16 protein-coding genes are annotated in these 20653 nt (G+C 35.4%); 6 read left to right on the top strand and 10 right to left on the bottom strand.

All coding sequences use genetic code 11. The features are described from left to right. Positions 1-69: 69 nt before the first annotated feature. The 3 genes from L2586_RS13390 to L2586_RS13400 form a co-directional block, all read right to left on the bottom strand. Positions 70-1272, bottom strand: coding sequence for a PHP domain-containing protein (locus L2586_RS13390; RefSeq protein WP_235293419.1), 1203 nt, complete (start codon positions 1270-1272; stop codon positions 70-72). Positions 1273-1542: 270 nt separating this feature from the next. Further along, positions 1543-2910 carry a TrpB-like pyridoxal phosphate-dependent enzyme gene (locus tag L2586_RS13395; RefSeq protein ID WP_235293420.1) on the bottom strand — a complete coding sequence of 456 codons (1368 nt, stop codon included), beginning with the start codon at positions 2908-2910 and terminating at the stop codon, positions 1543-1545. A gap of 391 nt (positions 2911-3301) precedes the next feature. Next, positions 3302-4327, bottom strand: coding sequence for a cytochrome P450 (locus L2586_RS13400; protein ID WP_235293421.1), 1026 nt, complete (start codon positions 4325-4327; stop codon positions 3302-3304). A gap of 181 nt (positions 4328-4508) precedes the next feature. On the opposite strand from L2586_RS13400, the gene L2586_RS13405 reads away from it, so the two are divergent. The 3 genes from L2586_RS13405 to L2586_RS13415 all read left to right on the top strand — a co-directional run bounded on the left by L2586_RS13405 (position 4509) and on the right by L2586_RS13415 (position 8211). After that, positions 4509-5624, top strand: a complete 1116-nt coding sequence (locus L2586_RS13405) for a sialate O-acetylesterase (RefSeq protein WP_235293422.1) — start codon at positions 4509-4511, stop codon at positions 5622-5624. A gap of 266 nt (positions 5625-5890) precedes the next feature. Continuing rightward, positions 5891-7435, top strand: a complete 1545-nt coding sequence (locus L2586_RS13410) for an alpha/beta hydrolase-fold protein (RefSeq protein ID WP_235293423.1) — start codon at positions 5891-5893, stop codon at positions 7433-7435. Between the two features lie 80 nt (positions 7436-7515). Further along, positions 7516-8211 (top strand): hypothetical protein, encoded by a 696-nt coding sequence (locus L2586_RS13415; protein ID WP_235293424.1) that lies wholly within the window; start codon positions 7516-7518, stop codon positions 8209-8211. 28 nt (positions 8212-8239) lie between these two features. Here L2586_RS13415 and L2586_RS13420 read toward each other — a convergent pair whose 3' ends face one another. Both L2586_RS13420 and L2586_RS13425 read right to left on the bottom strand, forming a co-directional pair. Next, positions 8240-8731, bottom strand: coding sequence for an outer membrane lipoprotein LolB (locus L2586_RS13420; RefSeq protein WP_235293425.1), 492 nt, complete (start codon positions 8729-8731; stop codon positions 8240-8242). 152 nt (positions 8732-8883) lie between these two features. Continuing rightward, complete coding sequence (locus L2586_RS13425; protein WP_235293426.1) at positions 8884-10902, bottom strand: tail fiber domain-containing protein; 2019 nt, start codon at positions 10900-10902, stop codon at positions 8884-8886. 541 nt (positions 10903-11443) lie between these two features. Between L2586_RS13425 and L2586_RS13430 the strand changes: the two genes are divergently transcribed. Both L2586_RS13430 and L2586_RS13435 read left to right on the top strand, forming a co-directional pair. Beyond that, entirely contained in the window at positions 11444-12184 is a 741-nt protein-coding gene (locus L2586_RS13430) for a hypothetical protein (protein ID WP_235293427.1), read from the top strand. A 113-nt stretch (positions 12185-12297) separates the two neighbouring features. Next, the gene (locus tag L2586_RS13435) at positions 12298-12849 is read left to right on the top strand and encodes a hypothetical protein (RefSeq protein ID WP_235293428.1); all 552 of its coding nucleotides are present in this window, start codon (positions 12298-12300) and stop codon (positions 12847-12849) included. A 220-nt stretch (positions 12850-13069) separates the two neighbouring features. Here the strand turns inward: L2586_RS13435 and L2586_RS13440 are convergent, their stop codons facing one another. The 5 genes from L2586_RS13440 to L2586_RS13460 form a co-directional block, all read right to left on the bottom strand. Continuing rightward, on the bottom strand, positions 13070-14023 hold the full coding sequence (locus tag L2586_RS13440) for a proline iminopeptidase-family hydrolase (RefSeq protein ID WP_235293429.1): 954 nt from the start codon (positions 14021-14023) through the stop codon (positions 13070-13072). A 229-nt stretch (positions 14024-14252) separates the two neighbouring features. Beyond that, on the bottom strand, positions 14253-16733 hold the full coding sequence (locus tag L2586_RS13445; protein WP_235293430.1) for a T9SS type A sorting domain-containing protein: 2481 nt from the start codon (positions 16731-16733) through the stop codon (positions 14253-14255). Between the two features lie 93 nt (positions 16734-16826). Then, the gene (locus L2586_RS13450; protein ID WP_235293431.1) at positions 16827-18041 is read right to left on the bottom strand and encodes a hypothetical protein; all 1215 of its coding nucleotides are present in this window, start codon (positions 18039-18041) and stop codon (positions 16827-16829) included. A gap of 104 nt (positions 18042-18145) precedes the next feature. Further along, a complete protein-coding gene (locus tag L2586_RS13455) occupies positions 18146-18985 on the bottom strand; it encodes a LytTR family DNA-binding domain-containing protein (protein WP_235293432.1) in 840 nt (279 codons plus the stop codon). Positions 18986-19258: 273 nt separating this feature from the next. Further along, entirely contained in the window at positions 19259-19783 is a 525-nt protein-coding gene (locus L2586_RS13460; protein ID WP_235293433.1) for a DUF2199 domain-containing protein, read from the bottom strand. Positions 19784-20144: 361 nt separating this feature from the next. On the opposite strand from L2586_RS13460, the gene L2586_RS13465 reads away from it, so the two are divergent. Then, on the top strand, positions 20145-20531 hold the full coding sequence (locus L2586_RS13465; protein WP_235293434.1) for a hypothetical protein: 387 nt from the start codon (positions 20145-20147) through the stop codon (positions 20529-20531). The last annotated feature ends 122 nt before the right edge of the window (positions 20532-20653 follow it).

The raw sequence follows: 20653 nt of genomic DNA on the forward strand, positions 1-20653 counted from the left end.
TTACATTTAACCCAAGAATAATTTATAAGAAATGATTAGTCACTCCTAGATTTAATAACTTTTAAGTTGCTAATTCATTGTAACTTGCACAGGCTGAGTCCATGCCATTTCATATATCAATTCTTCAATTGGGTTTTCATGTAATTTCGAAGAAGTAATTTTACATCTAACAAATGATATGTCATTTGTAAATTCAAATTTGGCCTGATTCCCGCTGATAGTCATGAACTCTTCTGGTTCTTCGCTTCCTTTTTTGCACCCGATAAATGTGATTTCATAGGTCTCGCCAGCCTCTTGCTTTATCTCAACTGAAATACTTTTGTCGTCAGTTTTTAAATCTTTGATTTCAACTCCAGTACTTGCGTAAAAGTCGCCAGCTTCCATCGCATTAATTAGAGAACTTGGATTTAACGAATCTGCACGTACAACAATCCATCCCCTACCGGAATTACTCCATTCTTTGCCATTCACATGATAATGATGAGAATCATCCGTAGCGAGTCCATACATTAACGGCATTTCTTTCTTGATGTAGGCGATGTTAATTTTATCCCACATTTCTTCAGTGGACATGTTAATAGAGTCTCCAGAATTATTCACCATGTGATGACCATTATAGACTTCGAAAAATCTTTCATTTTTAAGTGCAATCATATCTGCCAGAGTAATGGCATAGAAAAAATTAGGGTGGTTAACATGTGGAATCATTGGTACACCAGACTCTTCACGTTGCTTCATCACTGCATCGATATTGTTCTGAAGTACTTCTACCACACTATTCCCACCTTGAGGTTCTATCTTCTCTCGAATATTGGTTGCATTCATGTGGAGAGGTTTGCCTTCGAAGTAATCTGATATTTCTTCTGAATTCATGATTAAGAAGTTTTCCTCTTCCTCAAATCTACCATGGTACTCATCAAATGTTTTCAGCTTTACCTGAGTTCTTCCAAGTGAATCAATTTTATAATTAACCCAGTCCTCACCATATTCCTTTAAGTAATTATCAAAGGCATCCATATAGATGGAATCCTGTGAGATAACCTTCCACTTTTCTCCTTCAGCCAAGATATTATGATCTGTTAAAGCAACAAACTGATAATCATTAGATTTATACCAGTCCATGATCACTTCTGGAAATTCATCTCCATCACTCCAGTAAGAATGCGTATGAAGATTGCCTTTATACCATTTTTTCTGGGAAGTTTCTTCCTGCTCAGAGCAAGAAATAATTAGTAAAGCGATGAATGGTAAGAAGTAACTTAAGTTTTTCATTTGAGTATTTAATTTTGGAAGTTAGAATGTTCAATTGGTGTTTACTATAGATTTCGTAGTTATGCTAATCTGTTTTTCTGCTAAGTTAATCATGCTTATTTCTTATAGGTTACATTACCATGTAAAATTCATTATAAGAATATTAAACATTAGAGGTTGACATGATACTTGCTTGATTCATAGACGTAAATTAAAGTATAAAAATGGAATTGCTTCAACTTCCCTTTCGAGACTTAAAAGCAATTCCGTAAGCTCTTCTATAAATAATATTTATATCGCAATTTCAGGCGTATCTAATTGTGCAAGGGAAGCATTGATTTCTTCTTTGGTTAATTCATGCTTAACAATGTTACCTGCAAAATAATCCTCGTAAGCTTTCATATCAAAATTACCATGTCCACATAGATTGAAAAGAATCGTCTTCGAAACTCCTTCCTCTTTACATTTCTTCGCTTCTGCAATAGCGGTTGCAATGCCATGATTTGCTTCAGGAGCAGGGATTATACCTTCAGCTCTAGCAAAGGTAACACCAGCTTCGAAAACTTCAATATTGTCATGCGCTACCGCTTCTATTAACTTATCTTTCAGTAATTGACTCACGATAACACCAGCACCATGATATCTCAATCCACCTGCATGAATCGGAGCTGGAACAAAATTATGACCTAAAGTGTACATCGGTAGTAATGGCGTCATCCCTACAGAATCTCCGTAATCGTATCTGAAAACACCTCTTGTCAGTTTAGGACATGAAGTCGGTTCACTTGCAATACAACGAATGTTTCTACCTTCTTCAAAATTTAATCTTAGGAATGGAAATGCTAATCCAGCAAAGTTAGAACCACCACCAAATGGCGCGATAACGATATCAGGCATGTCGCCAGCCTTTGCCATTTGAGCCACCGCTTCTTGACCGATGATTGTTTGATGTAATTTGACGTGGTTAAGCACACTTCCTAGCGCATACTTTGTATCTGCATTAGCCGCGGCTTCACCGACAGCTTCTGAAATTGCAATACCTAACGATCCTGTTGTGTCAGGATTTTTAGCGAGTATTTTTCTACCGATTTCGGTTGCGTTGGATGGAGAAGGAAAAACCTTGGCACCCCAAGTGTTCATCATGATTTTTCGATATGGTTTATGCTCATAAGATAACTTCACCATATAGACCTCACATTGAATATCGAAATGATTACATGCGAATGCTAGCGCACTACCCCATTGTCCTGCACCAGTTTCAGTTGTAATTCTTTTAATACCTTCTTGCTTATTATAGTAAGCTTGCGGAACAGAGGTGTTAGGCTTGTGCGAACCAGACGGACTGGTACCCTCATACTTGTAATATATTTTAGCTGGCGTGTCTAATGCTTTTTCTAGACCATAAGCTCTATACAGTGGAGTTGGTCTCCATATAGAATAGATATTTCTTACTTCATCAGGTATTTCTACCCACTTATCTGGAGTCACTTCTTGCTTGATTAATTCCATCGGAAATAAAGGCGCAAGTGCATCAGGACCGATAGGTTCTTTTGTTGCTGGATGCAAAGGCGGTAATGGTTTGTTAGGCATGTCTGCAACGATGTTGTACCATTTCTCAGGTATCTCTTTTTCACTTAGGATGATTTTTCTTTGCTTCATTTATTTTGATTTTAATAATTTACATACGATGAGTATTTTGGTGAAATAATATCTCGGACAGTATCGAAATTTTACAAAAATCTGTTTGGTTTACTGCGTCCAGGGTCAATTTGTAGGTTTGATTTGCAATAAAGCATTTGCATTGACTCATTATGATATTTAATTTCATAAGTTTTATGTGAACCCTAATATACAAGTTTACCTAGTTTTTAAAATTTATTTTTTTCTTCAAATTTGTATTAAGTCGCGTGCTATTGATTATAGGAGCTCTTAGATTGGCTGAAAAGGTATCGTAAGTAGAATGAAATTCTGTGAGAATAGGAACAGGAGATGTGGTTTATTGTGGCAAATGGAAGCTTAATAGTTTTATTCGAATTGCTCCTCCAATGAATTAAGCGTTAAAATTGATCTTATTCATTCCTCTAATGGTCTTACTTCCAGTAAATTCTGCTTCTGCCCAAGAAATCTGATCCATGGGTAAATGGGATAATATAGCTTCCATCATGTGAATACTAATTTCTCGAACGATAGAAGCGCCTAAGCAAGCATGGTTACCTTTGCCAAAACTCATATTAGCTTGTGCTGTTCTATTCAAATCTAATGTATCAGGGCTGCGAAATATATCTTCATCTCGATTCGCCGACCAAAGAAATACCGCAATTCGATCACCTTTTCTAAAATTATGTCCATTGAATTTGCAATCAGCTACACAATAACGAATTACATATTGAGCAGGTCCCGCATATCGGATTAATTCATTAGAATGCGAACTGACATCTGATATTAAGCGATCTATAACATGTGGATTTTCATGAAGGCTGTACAGCATATTCCCAACCAGTAATGGAACAGATTCGCAAATGCCAACGAACAATTGGATAAGCGGAGAAACAAGTAAACCAACGTTTTTTTCAACTTTTGTAAAAGTAGTAATCAAGTCATTTCCGGGCTGCTTGCGACGCTCTTTACAAAGTTGTTGGAAATATTTTGATAAAGACATAACAGCATTATTACCAAGGTTGGTTTCGGTTTCACTTTCATTGGTCATGTTAAAAACTGCTCTTGTTTTTCCAAACAAATTTTGTTGCTCAGCCTTATATTCTGGAATGCCAGTAAGTTGCAAGCTAATGTTTTGACAGCAAGGGCGAAGAAATGCAGTATAAATATCAGTTTTTTTGCTTTTAGTGAAAATTCCGATCTCTTGAGAGATGACTTTCGAAATGACTCCCTTTATAAATGGATGATTTTCTTGTAATAATTTAATAAATGAAGCCCGAAATTCAGCAAGTTGTTGATCCAGAATAAGCTTGCTATCTAGGTTTCGATGGTCAATGTAATGCGCTGAAAAGTTAGGATGAGTCAATATTGAATCAACATCATTGTATTTCCAAATGGCCCACGCCTGTAGCTTTTCCATCCACCTGACAGTTGGGTCATTATTATGAAAATATGGGCATTTCAATGTTGTGGGAATTTTAGAATTTAAATCAATTTAAATGAAAGTAAGGTATGAACAAAATTGAAACTGTAGCGAAAGATTTTGAGGATTTGAATGATAGGTCAATTTTATATTTTATTTATTTGGCTAACTTAACATTATGAAAACAATAACTAGTCTACTCATATTTTTATTTCTTACATCATCTTTGTTTGCTCAAGATCCTAAGTTTCACATTTATCTTTGTTTCGGACAGTCCAATATGGAAGGGCAAGGTCATATAGAAAGTCAAGATTTAGAAGCCGACGAACGCTTTAAAGTATTTCAAAGTTTGGATTGCCCAAATCTAGGACGGGAGAAAGAAAAATGGTATACAGCGGTACCTCCATCTTGTCAATGTTATTCTAAATTGTCACCTGCTGATTATTTTGGGAAAACCATGGTGGAGAAATTGAATGATAGTATCACCATTGGGATTATCAATGTTGCTGTTGGTGGTTGTGACATCAGATTGTTTGATAAAGATATATATGCAGAATATGATTCTACTTATAAGGAAAGTTGGTTTCTCGATAAAGTTGCTGCATATGAAGGCAATCCATATCAGTATTTAGTTAATCTTGCTCAACTTTCACAGCAAGATGGAGTAATCAAAGGTATTCTACTTCATCAAGGAGAAACAAATACAGGACAGACAGCTTGGCCCTCATATGTTCAAAAGATATATAACGATTTGCTTACTGATTTATCTTTGGATGCAATGGAAGTTCCTATCCTGGCGGGCGAGTTAGTATCTGCTGATGGAAATTGCTGTGGAAGCATGAATGAAATTATTAATAAACTCCCAGACCTTATTCCTACTGCTCATATTATTTCATCAGATGGATGTGGAGCAGCTGATAATGCTCATTTTAATTCAGAAGGTTATCGAATAATAGGTAAAAGATATGCAGAAAAAATGCTCACACTACTTGACCAAAGTATCATAAGTAGCATAAATAAATCCATTTTTGAAGGATATTCCTTACTTAATATCTACCCTAATCCACTTGCTGGGGATTCAATAAATGTAACTTTTAGTATCCCTTCTAACACTCATGTCACTCTAAGATTGCTCGGGCCATCGGGTGCTGAAATTTCAGAACTAGCAGGAAGGTTATTTACTTCAGGTGAGCATACCATTAGTCATAATGTAAGTGATTTGCCACCAGGAATTTATTTCTATAAATTTAAAGCGGATGATTTCGTTTCAAGCAAGTCAATTGTTATTCGATAGTATTGGAAGAGTAAGGAATTGGAAATCTCAAATTAAATAAAACTAATGGCTTAAACTTTCGTACCTCTTAAACTGAAAATTCTATATAAAAATAGTCAGGTTAGAAAAATAGACACAGAGAGGATTATATTATAATTTGATGTAGTTTACAAAATTTGCCTAAATTGCTAGTAGCCTTAAAAATGGTAACAAACCTGACTAATCTAACGCAAATGTGTATTATATTGGGTTTAACAGAATACAAAACACCATCTAACCCATAAAAAATGAATTTATTAAAAATACTCACTACTTCACTCCTTATGCTTAATCTACTTGCAATTCAAGCACAAGAAAAATACAAAAAAGGTCCTAATTCTTGGTCTTTCGAAGGAATACCTAAAGGTGTTGTGACTCAACATGAATGGAAAAGTAGCCTATTCTCTAATACAATAAGAGATTATTATGTCTATGTTCCAGCTCAGTATGATGGCTCGCAACCAGCTGCTTTAATGGTATTCCAAGATGGACATACATATGTTAAAAAGGATGGAGATTTTGATGTCGCTACTGTTTTCGACAACTTAATCAGCCAGGAGAAAATGCCCGTTACCATAGGATTATTTATTAATCCTGGCCATGACATGGATGCAGCGGAAATAGAGAGTCCTTGGCGAGCTTCTAACCGTAGTGTTGAGTATGATGAAATGTCGGATAAGTATGCTCGGTTTCTGATCGAAGAAATGATTCCTGAATTGGAAAAAAAATATAAAATATCTGCTGATCCTAAGATGAGAGCAATAGGAGGAATATCAAGTGGTGGAATTTGTGCATTTTCTGCCGCATGGTATCATCCAGAATCTTTTCATAAAGTATTAAGTCATATCGGAAGTTTTACAAATATCCGGGGTGGCCATAACTACCCTTCTATGATCCGAAAAACGGACAAAAAGGATATTAAAGTTTTCTTGCAAGATGGATCTGGAGATTTAAATAATGAACACGGTAACTGGTGGCTAGCTAATCAACAGATGGATTCGGCTCTAGACTATAAAGGATATGAATACACATTTGTAACTGGTTCAGAAGGGCACAACGGCAAACATGGTGGAGCGATCTTACCCGAATCATTGATTTGGCTATGGAGTGATATGGTTGAACCCAAAGTAGCTTCGGGAATATACCATTCTACCCCAAATGGTAAGATGATGAGTGGAGCGTCAATGCATTTTTCTGATATGAATTTTGGCACCAAAAGTATTGCTTCTACTCAAGGTGCAATTGATATTTACGATAAGGTTAATGAACAAATATTGATTATAAAGGAGGGTGAAATAAGTGCTAAACTATATGGGGAAAAGAAGATCATAGGACCTAATAGTGTATTGTTTTTGTTACCTGGAACCAATAGCATTATTGAATCCGTATCAGATCAAGCCCAATATTACACCATGGTCTATCAATCGAGAGAAACGCCTGATGTAAGCAGAGGAAAAGAAACAGGTTCATTCATTAAAGACTTTGAAGAAATTGAATTTAAAGAACACAATAAAGGAGGAGTGCGAAATTACTTTCATACTTCTACTACAATGTGCCCTTACTATGAAATGCACATGACTAATCTTAATCCTGGAATTAAAAGCCATGAACCTCATACTCATCGGGCATCTGAAATTTTATTAATGATAAAAGGAACAACAGAAATGGAAATAGGCAATCAACTTTATAGAGGTAAAGCTGGTGATGCATATTTTCTACCTGGTAATATTCCACATGCCATTAGAAATACCGGTAAAGAACAAGCCATGTACTTTGCATTCCAATGGTATTGATATTTTCTTATGAAAAGGAGTTTTGTTCATATTCTTAAAAAATGCTGTGCCTTAAATGGCAATATTTCCAATCTTAAGTTATGAATTCATTTTCTGATAGTCTTAATATGGTGCAGAATTATATGGATTATTCTAATGACGCATGTATGAATTTATTTACCCAAGGACAAGTAAATTTAATGCGAAAAGCTTTTGATGTCAAAGGTTCACGTGTAAGTATATTATCATCTAAAGGTTGCCAAGCCCCTGCACAAAATGAGGTTTATTTTGCACTAACATTCGATGAATTTCCAGAAGATGTTTCTTGGGAATTGAGAAATAATTCCAATTCAATTATCGCTTCAGATGGTAATTTTGAGCCTGGAAATGAAACAACAAATGAACCCTCACCGCTTGCAAATCAGAGCTTAACATACACATGGGATCTTCCTGATGGTGATTACACTTTAACGTTATTTGATAGTTTTGATGACGGATTCCCAGGAGGTTCATATCAAATCAAATCGATCTATAATGAAGTTATAATTGTAGGGCCAGGAACATTTGAATCTACATTAACTATTCCATTTAATGTTTCAAATACTAAATATAAATTTACGGGCAACTTTAGTCAAGACTGGTATAATCCTAGAAATTGGAACAAAATGGTTATCCCGAATGATTGTTTTGATGATGATATCGTCATAGAAGCTCATTGTACTGTCGATAAATTAACGCTTGATCAACAAAGAAATCTTACGATTAAAGCAGGATATGTATTAACTATTGAAGAATAAAATTGACGGTTTATAGATAGCAGAAGTTTTACATTTTTCTCTGATATTTATACTCACTTCTTTTTATCCAATTGTCTGCTTCTTTAAACTGAACTTCTTTTCGGACTAGGAAGACGTCTTTGCCTATATTATAAGTGTATCGTATTAAAGCCTTCTTGTTATCATCTTTAGCTTGATGTTCGGTTTGGATTTGAAGGTGCCCATTATCAAGAATTTTTCTTGTAGTTACCGTCTTTTTATTGAGCTGCATCCCATTTTTGGTAAGCTTAATTTTATCGAAGTTGTTCGCCTTAGGTTCATTTGGATAGATGTTGTTAAGCAGAAGTATATTTTCTCTCTTTCCCTGTGTAACCTTTAAATTGGCAGGCATTGAGTACGGCTTGTTAGTTTGATAGTCAAGGTATGTGATACTACCTTCCCAATTTCCAATAATGTCTTTCAACTCATCAAAAGTGATTTTCGCTTGACCATAAATACTCAAAGAAAGCACAAGAAATATGTTAAGTAGAACAATCTTCATTATACAATAATTAAATGTGGTGAAGTATCTTACGGCATCGAGCATTTCTTCGAATTCTTGAACGAATTCTAGTAGAATATTTTCAGCTTAGATACTATTTTGAATTAAGATACGAATTAAACATTGTAAATCTGCACAGCATTGTTTCCACTTTATTCAATATTTAGAAGCGCTTCTATTTTTTCTAGTCTTTTTTCGAGGTCAATGTTTTTATCTTTTAACTCTTTATTTTCCGCTTCTAGTTCTTGTATAGCTTTGACAAGAATAGGTGTAAGTCTTCCATAATCAACGGTCATAGGATTATCGATTGGGTTTTCGGGTGTTCCAGATACCACTTGAGGAAGGATTTTGATTAATTCCTGAGCAATGAAGCCAATTTGCTTTTCCCCATTGTTCAATTTCATTTCATATTCATGGACTTCAATTTTGTTCACCATTTTCATTCCATTTTCAAAAGGTCTAATATTCTGTTTTAATCTAATGTCTGAAGCCGTACCATAAGTTACTCCACCTGTTGAATTTCCTGAAATTCCACCCAAAGTGTTATTTGAACCATCTTTAAATTCAATAAACCGATTAGTTGATGCTAAAGGGCTAGCACCAATTTTTATTATTAAAGCATCACCATCTACTGAGGTGGTTGTATTTTCAATAATGGAAATACTACCATCTGTATTCCCATCTCTTACATGAAGAAGATTTAATGGATTACCTGTGCCAATACCTACTCTATGCAAACCTCCATTTGTTCGTAGCAAATTAGAAGACTTTGAAGATGCTACCCGAAAATCTGAATCTCCTTCTGACTGATTAACCACCACATTTCCCACATCGAAAATCGCGGCGAAATCATTGGCCCCTAGCCCAGATTTAAAATAACCCGCAACATGCAAACCACTTCCCGCAGAATTAATGGTGTTATATGAGCCATAATGGTCGCCATCACCAGTATTTATAATTTCTGTTCTTGTACCAAATTGATCGCCATCCCCTTCCCCATTAAGTTGATTTCTTGTTCCAATACTTTCTGCATTATAGGTAGTTATAATTTCATTGTTTGATCCCACTAGTTGACCAAAACCATCATTAGTGATTTTTTGAAAACTACCATAAAAATCTGCCGCATTAGATTCGGAGGTAGACAGGTCATTTCTGATTCCGTATTTCACACCTGTTCCATTCGATGTGATGGTATTCAGAATGCCCGCATGAATTCCATTTCCATCACCTTCCATATTCGTTATGATCCCATAATGGTTACCATCACCATCATTTACAATATCATTATAATTAGCAACGTGTATGCCATCACTTGCATTGGTTACCGAAGTATAATTCCCAAACTGGTCTCCAGTTCCACTTCCGCTTAACGATTGATAATTGCCGAAATGTTTTCCTGATCCTTCTCCTTTTAAAATATGATAAGCACCATAATGATTTCCAGCGCCCGAACCACTTATGGAATCATACCTCGCATATTGATTACCACTTCCATCATGATTTATTTCAACGAAATCTCCATAAACCATTGATGTCCCAATTCCAGTGATTTCGATATTACTTCCATATAACGCTTTCGCATTTGCAGAGGAAGATATCTTGGCATTAAAGCCATACGATTCGTCAGTGCTTATGCTACTCAAATCCACGTAGCTTCCATATTGCTTTCCCGCTCCTAAACCCTGAATGCTGGAATAGGTCCCATACTTACTGCCAGTTCCAAAATTTGATATATAATTATATAGTCCATAAACGGTTCCATTGCTTCCATTACTGAAAAAATTATAGTTCCCATAGGAATTTCCATTTCCTGCCCCTTGGAAGAAATTGTAGTTTCCATATATTGTTCCATTGCTACCGCCAATAAATTGATTCTTTTGTCCATAAGAGGCATTCGCATTAGCTCCAATAATTATTGAATTGTAAGCGACAAGCTGGTGAGATCCAGTAGAATTAAGAAAAGTATTCACACCAGTAGAATTGTCTGAAATATTGGTGGAATTTGAAAGATTTACGATTTTTATTCCATCTAGCTGCGTTTCCGATTTAAGATGAAATAGCACTTTAGGATCAGGTGGAGATCCATCTTCGTTCAGGGCTGCTTTTTGAGCGATCAATGGAAACGAAATAAGTATGATAAAGAGCGGAAGCCAAATTTTAGTAGTAATCATTCTTATGTTAGAATTTTCCTGCAATCTAAGCAAGCTATCTGCTTTCGACATCACCTAATTGGGTGAATTTGCTTTGTTGGTTAAGACATTTGTTATCGCAAAATGTTCATATCAAGTGGTTCCTACTTTTAACTGACAGATTCCTGTGAATTATCCTTATGTATTCTCCTTTTTAATTTTTTGAAATTGAATTAAGAATCAGGACTTTACAGCACCGATCGAGTTTTTTTTTAATGGACAATAAATCATTGAAATGAAATATCAGAAACGACTTTTTTATGAAGCAGCAGCTAAAAGAAAATGTTAACTTTAAACTTTCAGTAACATCTAACGAGTGCTAGTTCTCTAAGAATTTAATCGAACCTATATTTTACAGTTAAGAAAACAGCAAAAGAAATTGACTTCGGTAGGGATTTCACCTATTTTTATGATAATACTATTGAGAGACATTGCTATTCGAATTGTAATAACGGTTATTGCTCAACTGCTGGAGGCAATAAAGATTTTTTAATCACTGATGTTTAGATAGATAATAAATAAAATGTGGAAGGCTATGCCGTTTGTGAACAAAAATTATAATTTTTATAAACAATGGGTCGTACCTATTAGACTATTTGGACTAGTTCTTTTTAGCTTACATAATATAACAGCACAGCAATTAAGCTTTTCTCTTGGGGTTGATTTATTAAATCTTCCAGAATTCGGAGATGATTATATTCCTCCTGGACCTTCAACTTCTCTAGGATACAGTCATAATATCTCTGAAACAATCTTGCTCGAAATTTCATATAGGCATATTGCAACCCCGGGAAATAGACCTGCATTAGGCAGTGGTAAACCACAGCTACATTTTTATTCTGATGATAGCAAATACGTATTCACAGGTATCGATTATAAGAGAGGTTTTGGTTCAATAAATAGAAATGGCAGCAGATATAAAATTAACGCATATTTTATTGGGTTGGGTATTACAAAACGGGTTTTAGAGTTTCACAATTTTGAATATTACATAGGGTTAAATGTTTCCTACAAAAAACGAATGCAGATAGGACTATTACAAGTTGCTGAGAGTTCTGAACTGATTTCTCCCGATGGAAATACAATAGAAATTGATGCGGAGTTTTTTCAAGTCTTCAGTCGAAGTAGTATTTCTCTAATTGGTAGCCACAAAATTACTTATGCAATAACTGATTTTTTTGATATAGGCATAATTAATGGAATTCCATATGACTTTGAAGAAGGTTTCTTTTTTCTTGATGTGATATTTACATACAAGCTTTGATTGTCATATTAAAATATAAAGTTATTATCATATTCTTACTATCTACATCTTATTGTTTATCCCAGTCAGGTGTAAATTATCAGAGCTTTGGTTCTTATTGGCAACATTCAGACATGATTGGTTATAATATAGGATATGGAGTTTATAAGGATATAGGTAAGATGAGTCTGAATTTAACCTTCAATTATGGTTATGGCGAAAAGAATGGACTCAAGAATAGCAAAATAGATACACTTTTATTTCATACCATTTATGTTCTTGATGACGGTGGTTTATTCGGAACTTCAAAGGTAACGGACTTTGCACATCAAATCGCACTTGATTTCACCTGTTCCTACCCACTATTTACGAGGGCAAAAACTAGCTTGATTCTATCTGGGGGATTTTTTCTGTCACGTGTAACTCATTTTATAATATCTGATATATTTAATAGTTATACCATTAATACTCCTTTGGGAGTTCAAGATGAAATAATTATCTTAGAATCTATTTCCAGTCAAAACTTTTATTCTGGTGGTGTGGTTATTGATTTAGCTTACGGAATAAAGTTTAGAGAACTAAAAACCTTATCTATTTTTACTTCAGGTATTATTGGGCCAAACAAAACGAATAGTTTAAATCTCGGAATTAGAATTAGCGGACCTTTTCATAGAAGAAGTAAGTAATTGTTAAAACCTTGCTAATTTCCGTAGAAAAATAGATTTATAAACTATTGCCTTCGTAATCTTAATAAATCATGATAGTATCATATGATAGTATCAGCGAGCATAGTTTCACTCCAAAAGATCATAGAAGATTCATATGATCTTATTTTAAATTACCCCAACATCAACATGTCAATCATTGTAACTGTCTATATAACAATTTTTCACCATGCGTTTATTTCTAATCACCTTCTATATTTTTCAAAAAACCACGAATGACTTCAGTTACTTTCTGCGGTTGGTCATTGTAAGTTGAATGGGCTGCATTTTCTATAATTTCCACGGCTGCATTCTGGGCGAGCTTTTGATATCTATATATCGTTTCTGGTCTGGCTTCATCGTGCTCACCAGCGAGAAAAAGTATCGGTTCAGAGATTTGGTCTAATGATGAAGTCCTATCAAAGTCAATTAATGTCCCTGTTGCCGTAAATTCGGTGGGTCCCCACATATAGTTGTAAACTTGGGTATTAAAATAAGGCTTAGGAACTTGCTCACATTCACTATTTGTCTTAGGAGGCCAGCCTTTAAGTGACAAGTGTCTGATGTAAAATGAGTCTGTTGCAGCAAGGTAGATCGGTGAGGTATAATCTTTTAGCGCTTCATACTTCGATATGGTATCTCGAATGCTGGTCGGAAGTTCTGACAGCAATAAATTAGCATCTGCTATCCAATCTTTAGTACTGAGCATTGGGCTTGAAAAAATGACAGACTTCACACCTTTAGGCCTTTGAGAAATCATATATTCTATTAAGAATGTACTGCCACAAGAATGACCCAGAATGTGAACTTCCTCTAACTCTAATTCATTCCTTAAAAGGGTAATTTCATTCACGAATCGATCGATCTTCCAGAGTGAAGTATCCGTAGGTCTATCTGAGTTCCCTGATCCTAATTGGTCATAAAAAATAACGGGTCTTTCGTTAGCCAAGCGCGAGAATGCAGGAATCATCGGGCAACTTAGGGAACCTGGCCCACCATGCAGCACTAACAGTGGAATGCCCTTGCCTTCGCCTACAATTTTATACCAAATCTTCCCTCCTTCTACATTGACATAACCTTCCTTTGCAATTTTTTTCTCGCAGGACACACTTGCTAAAAATGAACAAACACAGAGTGTAATAATTATTATTCGCATGGTTTATAGTTTAAAGTAAAGGACTGGAGTTCGCCGAAACCTTCCAAGTTAATCACTGCTATTTGGTATAAGCTAATTTACACATTTGCAACTTTATTCATTATCTATCAAATATTTATATTAAATAAATATAGAACAATTCTAACTCGCTGACTTTCTTTAATTTGAAAGCATTTCAAAAATCCCGAATAAGCTGACCTCATCGAAAAACAGAATTCATATCCTTTGCCTATCTTCTAATAAAAATCGGTTCCATGTAATTTAATGCTTGAATTTGCACGAAGTAAAGACCTGATAATAAGCTATTAGGCAAGTTAACTACGATATTACTAGAGGTGTTTGTTACATTAACATTATGAACAGTCCTACCTAGCATATCCATAACTACTATATCCCCAACATTGACATAACCACTAATTTTTATTTTAAAAAAGTCTTCGAAAGTAGGATTAGGAAACAAACTTATCGTGGTCTGCATTAATTCTAATGTAGAAGAACTCACTACCGTTACGCTATTACTTAATCTGCTGCATCCGGACGAAAAGGTAACCGATACGGTATATTCACCGCTTTCGGTAGGAGCATAAACTTTAGCTTCTGCCCTAGGAATGAGCACGCCATCTTTATACCATCGAAAGCTTACACCATCTGCATCCGTCTTCAAGGAAGCTCCTTGGTCTATTAATACCACTTCAGGTGTAGCAGTTCCTGCAATCTGTAATTCAAGTGCATCAGTATTGCCACAGGCATTTTCTCCATAAACGGTCAAATAACCAGCGCCCGGCTCAATAGCATAGACCTTAATCTCCGGACCATTTTGATCTCCCACAACGACCCATTCATCAGGAATCGTCCAAACGTATTGGTCAATATTTGACCCATTGACCGAATAAGTTATGGTATCGAAAAGGCATGGAAATCTTAAGCCTTCAATGTCTGCTAATAAAGGTGGATTTCTACAATCTGATTGTTTTTCGATAAATCCTCCATATCCGTGAAGCCATGTTGATTGTATGTCTTTGTTACTAAATTCGTAGATGCCCAGTAATTCCTGTTTTGGAAAATAAGCAAATGGCCAAGTTTCACCACCGTCGTAGGTGTACCATAATTTATCAGCCGTAGAATCGTAAATGTAGCCTGTATCTTGATTGATAAAATGAATGTCTTTAACTATCATAGAATAGCCAGTGGGTGTTGTTAGTGAATCCCAAGTAAGTCCATAATCCGTTGATTTTCTGATGATATTAAGGGACTCCATCATGTAGATGGTGCTATCAATGATAGACATTGGCCCTAAATCAAGTGCAACATCGCCAGTGTATATTTCCGTCCATGATGTCCCTTCATCCTTGCTAAATAAAAGTTTACCCCGAACCCTCAAGAATAAATCTCCATTGTCGGCCAAATCCAAGCCATTTGAAAATTTTTCAATGTAAAAACTGTCCCATGTGATCCCCTGATCATCAGATAACACATAAAAATCTGAGGTACTGTAAGCAAGCCATCTACCAGATGGGGCGATGTGAAAATCAACAAATGCCCCAGGAGTAGGCCCATAAACAATCGTTTCTTCTTTTGTATTTAGGTCTTTTCTGATGATCTTTTGGGTGCCTGCAAAGATTATTGCTTCATCTTCAATGATCCCCATGTCATAAATATTAGTATTCAACGTATCGAAAACCTCCCATGTATCTCCGCCATTTTCTGAGTTAAGGATAAATCCTCTTCCAGCTGCAAACACTTTCTGCCCATCGACAGTCCCCATTGTAGTGATGTGTGGTTTCACGTGCGCAGTAACATCGTGCCATGAAATGCCTTCATCATCTGATTCAGCGATCGTCGAGAATGATGCTCCTACAAGTAATTTGCCATTTTCACTTATATAAAGCCCATTAAGATCGGCAAGGGAGATGATATTTTTATGTTCATTAAAGGTCTGAAATCCATCGAAAGTTGAATATAGGTAACTTGAAGAGGTGATATAGGCTGTGTCAGGGCTTGAACCAAATTTTATCTTTCCAAAATACCTCGACAAGCGGCCTCTCTCTTCCCAGGTCTGTCCACCGTCTTCTGTGAAATATAGATATGGCAAGGATGCCGCTACACCCGTGTTTGTGTCGTAAAAACTTAAAGATGAAGGTCTCGTCAATTCTGTATTCGCTTCCCAATTTGCACCACCGTCCGTCGTAATGTATAGAACAGGCGATGATCCAACAGTTGCCCACCAAATGTGATCTTCATCTAATATAAAACTTGAATTTCCTAAGGAATCCGCCGGAGTATTCAAGCTAGTAAACGTTGTACCTTGGTCTGTAGACTTATACACTCCCCCATTGTTCGACACGATTAAGGTACCAGAGGGCGAAAGATAGGAATCAAAGATTTCTTTAGGAGCATCTGGAATTTCAGTGAAGGTTTCACCGCCATCCTCACTTTTATAAATACCTCTGCCACATGCATAGATAAGATCTTCATCTCTCTCTACGGTTGCAAAATTCCACCCGTTCAGATCGTTATCTTTAATCGTCCAAGTACTTCCAGCATCATTCGTGATGAATATGGCCGCATCATCCCCTACTGCAGCTCCGAAAGAACCATTTATCTCAATATCGTTTATGATTCCTAGATGATTAAACGGGTACTGACGGTCCCATTGAGCAGAAAGCGCTAGACAGCTCAACAGTAAACAAAGCAAGAGGAAGGACTTCATAATTTTGATTTTATTACAATATTATCGGGATAATCACGTATTCTCTTCACCTCTCAGGGTGATATTTCAGTTTTTCGGCTCTCCAATATTGTATTATTTTTTATCGGGTATTATCCAATCAGCATTACGAACGAAAAATATGTATTGAGCATAGTCGGTGGTGGAAGTTCCTTCGATGATATCGTATGCATCCCAGATTGTGATAAGTTTTTTCACCTTAGTTCCTCTTGCAGAAGTCAAATAAGGTGAATTTACAGCGTCCAATTTCAGTAGACTAATCGAATTGCGTTCAGTAACTTTTTTATAATCTGCAATGCCTTGGATATACATAAATAGCCTATTGTCTTGAGAATATTTAAATCGCGTGAATTCTTGGCCTTTATCTTGCATAAATTTAGGAAGAGCTTTACTATCGACGGTTAGTCTTGAATCAACATACAAGGTATTCATACTGACCATTTTATCGGAATAAGGCATAATCGTATCCTTCTTTATTCTTCCTGCTAGTGTGTAGTGATAAGCCTGTAGGGTGTGTGAAAATCCCATTCCTGCATATATTTTCTCATTATTCCATTGGTTTTGGGTGTAGTTGCGCTTAAAATTTTCATACATAAACTTGTCGCGGGATCTTATCTCTTTAAAATTACTTAGATTAAACTGAATGTTCTCGAGCAATATGACATCATCCGCCGCTAAGTCTGATTGTTCTGATTTCATTATTTCGCTCAATTTATTAGCTGACCACGACATCAATTCCTCTACACCTGATGGAATTTCTGCATGATATTGACTAGGAAGTTTTTCGATTAATAATCTACGCAATAGGTCAAAGTCAGCAATTTTATCAACCCCAATGAGTTTGAATTTTGAATCTTCGGAAAGCCCCGAATAATAAGCTCTAAAATTCTTCCATTTATTTCTGTGTTGTTCAGAAATTCGCCCGATATAAACAGCCCACTCTTTAAGAATTTCTTTCAGTTCGAGTTCATCAGAGCCTTCTATATATTTCTGCAAATAGTAGCCTTGAGCGATATCCATCTCCGCTATATAAATGTCAATGTTAATTTTCTCATTGAGCTGTGTGAATAATGCATAATCAATTCTTGGAGATGTTTCCACCTCGTGAACTTCACCTACTAAAAAAAGCTGGTTCTTGTAGAAATCTTCATCTAGTGAATTAAATTGAAGGGAGTCGGTCATTTTTATGACTTCGGTTTGTTCTTTTAAGTAGTTAACATATTTACTTGAAGAACAACTACAAAGTAAAAATAAGCCTGCGATAATGCTAAAGATTGAATACGTTTTCATCTGTTTTGTTTTTAATGTTCTCAACAAATGAAGCGTATTAAAACCACCGAATAAAACGAGAGTGATGAAGTTGAAGTTTTTGTGTTGAAATTGAAGCTTGTGGGCTAGTTTTGAACGTTCTGGGATGAATTTGCAAGCCTTTTTTCTAAGGCTTCATAGTACTTTTGGGAAATTGGAATGGTTTCATCCATTTTCGAAATTTTCATAAATCGCTTCCGAGAATTGCCTTCTACAGCTGTTAAAAAGTCTAAATTTACTAAGTAAGAACGATGCACTTGCCATGCATTTGGCAGTTGTTTCATGATGTTAGAAAGGGTACTTCGAAACATTTTTTGTTCCATTCCATTTTCCGTATCAAAATACACTTCTACATAATTTTGTTGGGACTGCGCATAGATAAATTGGGATTCAAAAATGGTAAGGGTCTCTGATTTATTTTCACCATTGATGGTCACTTTTTCATCCTTTTTCACATTCTTATGATCGGAAAGTGGCACTTCTATCACTCCATATTTGGATCGAAGGTAAAGCCATAATGGAATTAAAATCGGTGTAAAAGGAAGCCCGAAGGTCTTGATGAAATCCCAGATATCTGCCGAGGTAAAAGTTGATAATCCACTAATCACATAGAAATGATAAAGAAAGGCAAAAACAAATATGATGAAGATGGTTGCTACGATGTATAACACTTCATTGACAATGAACCAACGGTTTTTCTGAAGCTTATACGTATAATTTTCAAGCGGATGAATGCTTAAGATTGGAATCATAATGCACAAGGCATACCCTGATAGAATTAAGTATTTATAAGAAAAGCTATTGCTGTTATCAAAGGGTTCCAAGGTGATCAACAATAATGGGAGCACTAAACCTAATAAAAAAGCAATCCACAATGTCTGTTTCCAACTCTTAGCATACGCAATGGTTTTGTTTAGTGTAATCATCTGCTTTTGTTGTGCTTTACTATTTTCGAGCAAAATAGGAAAACATAGCAATAACTTAATTAATAGCTATATAAAATTCAACTTATTAGCAAGTTCTAGGGAAGTACTAGCTACGATTAAGTGTTAATAATTCTCTTTCTATATATGCTTTAAACCAGTGAGATGAAAAGGAAAATTCTATTCAAACTGGATGCTGTTTCAGACCACTTTAATAAACCATAAACCATTTTATATATTTCTACAGATTCTATATTCTGCCATTTGCCGCTACTTCTACGAATGAAGCTTTATCCGCCTTTTCATTTCAGAAAGTTCTATTCCATTCCAATAATCATTTTGTAGATCGAGATTCGTCTTATTCCTTGGCGTCACTTTAGGCCGTAAGCGATTTCCTTGGGTAAAAATGGTACAAGGAATGTGCCCTTTATATGGATAATCGATGATCTTATTATATATTAATCCATCATAATGCTCTCGATAATGTTGATTATCAAAATTATCAAGATAGTCATCAAAATCATGTGTTTTTACTAAAACCCAGACACCATAGGTCATAGCTATGCAGTTGTTTCGAATATAAATAGGAAGAACACATCTGATATAACAATCAATTTGTTCCCCGAGCTTGATGACACAAACTTCTGAAGTTGATTTTAAGATCTCCGTATTATCATTATCCGTCATCTCAGAACAAGGTGAATCATAAATGATCGTTGCGATACGTGGATGTACGGTATCACATAACTTACATTTATAGGCCTTAATTTCGGTGCCTTGATTTAATAATTGCTTGTACATCCATTTTCTTCTAAGAAATACAACTAAGGTAAAATTATTTAAGAGAGAGACGTTTAAGATGGTTAGATATTTTTGAGAGATATGAATATGTGGATAAACGAAGCATTTTAGGTTTACTAAATCTACTTTCAGAATCCTATCATTGGGATTGCTGTGTGTTTTTATCATTCATTACATGGCTATTATATTATTGCTTAGTAGTATTTTTTGGTGCAAATTGAAGGGTGATTACTTAGATCATTTAAATTTTGAGAGATGATAAACATTCTCAATTACCTAAAGCAAATTAGTTAAAATCCGTTTGGAATGATAGATGAGAAATTTCTAATCCTTATATTACTATTGAGCTAAAAAAATAATTATGCACAAATTATTCTTTTTCTGTTGGATTATTATTTCATTATGGCGGTGCGATAATAGGTTGGACAAATCATATGAGACTATTACAAAGGACCCACTTTATACAGCATATTATAATGCATTTATCGAATCTTCGAATCATGCTCTAAAATTTGATATTATAGAAATTGGGAATAATCTAGACGCATGTGATTTGAACAATAATGGCGGAAGTATATGCGATCCATTACCTGATTGTGATATAGGTAAAGAAACGGTACAATGGTTAGAAGTCTCTTGCAAAGTATTTACAGCTACAAATGCAGTAAAAGAAAAATACGTTTTAACAAACAAAGAATTCGGTGATATTTTAAGTAAATATATCAAGGAGAATTATGAAGTTATTTGATATGTTTTTGTGGCGAGAATAGCAATTAATTGGAATTAATGATGATTAGGAACCTCGATTTAATTCTTGAGCTTGCTTTGCTAAAAGGACGAGTTTTTGCTTCTTTCCTTTTTTAATTTGGA

It is taken from the genome of Portibacter lacus (genome assembly GCF_021533215.1).
In the GTDB taxonomy this organism is placed as follows: Bacteria; Bacteroidota; Bacteroidia; order Chitinophagales; family Saprospiraceae; genus Portibacter; species Portibacter lacus.

Bases quoted from the DNA above. Each gene is read 5' to 3' on its own strand.
- L2586_RS13455 (WP_235293432.1), bottom strand. From the start codon at position 18,985: ATGATTACACTAAACAAAACCATTGCGTATGCTAAGAGTTGGAAACAG.
- L2586_RS13410 (WP_235293423.1), top strand. From the start codon at position 5,891: ATGAATTTATTAAAAATACTCACTACTTCACTCCTTATGCTTAATCTA.
- L2586_RS13460 (WP_235293433.1), bottom strand. From the start codon at position 19,783: ATGTACAAGCAATTATTAAATCAAGGCACCGAAATTAAGGCCTATAAA.
- L2586_RS13430 (WP_235293427.1), top strand. From the start codon at position 11,444: ATGTGGAAGGCTATGCCGTTTGTGAACAAAAATTATAATTTTTATAAA.
- L2586_RS13425 (WP_235293426.1), bottom strand. From the start codon at position 10,902: ATGATTACTACTAAAATTTGGCTTCCGCTCTTTATCATACTTATTTCG.
- L2586_RS13415 (WP_235293424.1), top strand. From the start codon at position 7,516: ATGAATTCATTTTCTGATAGTCTTAATATGGTGCAGAATTATATGGAT.
- L2586_RS13440 (WP_235293429.1), bottom strand. From the start codon at position 14,023: ATGCGAATAATAATTATTACACTCTGTGTTTGTTCATTTTTAGCAAGT.
- L2586_RS13400 (WP_235293421.1), bottom strand. From the start codon at position 4,327: ATGGAAAAGCTACAGGCGTGGGCCATTTGGAAATACAATGATGTTGAT.
- L2586_RS13435 (WP_235293428.1), top strand. From the start codon at position 12,298: ATGATTGGTTATAATATAGGATATGGAGTTTATAAGGATATAGGTAAG.
- L2586_RS13445 (WP_235293430.1), bottom strand. From the start codon at position 16,733: ATGAAGTCCTTCCTCTTGCTTTGTTTACTGTTGAGCTGTCTAGCGCTT.
- L2586_RS13420 (WP_235293425.1), bottom strand. From the start codon at position 8,731: ATGAAGATTGTTCTACTTAACATATTTCTTGTGCTTTCTTTGAGTATT.
- L2586_RS13395 (WP_235293420.1), bottom strand. From the start codon at position 2,910: ATGAAGCAAAGAAAAATCATCCTAAGTGAAAAAGAGATACCTGAGAAA.
- L2586_RS13450 (WP_235293431.1), bottom strand. From the start codon at position 18,041: ATGAAAACGTATTCAATCTTTAGCATTATCGCAGGCTTATTTTTACTT.
- L2586_RS13465 (WP_235293434.1), top strand. From the start codon at position 20,145: ATGCACAAATTATTCTTTTTCTGTTGGATTATTATTTCATTATGGCGG.
- L2586_RS13390 (WP_235293419.1), bottom strand. From the start codon at position 1,272: ATGAAAAACTTAAGTTACTTCTTACCATTCATCGCTTTACTAATTATT.
- L2586_RS13405 (WP_235293422.1), top strand. From the start codon at position 4,509: ATGAAAACAATAACTAGTCTACTCATATTTTTATTTCTTACATCATCT.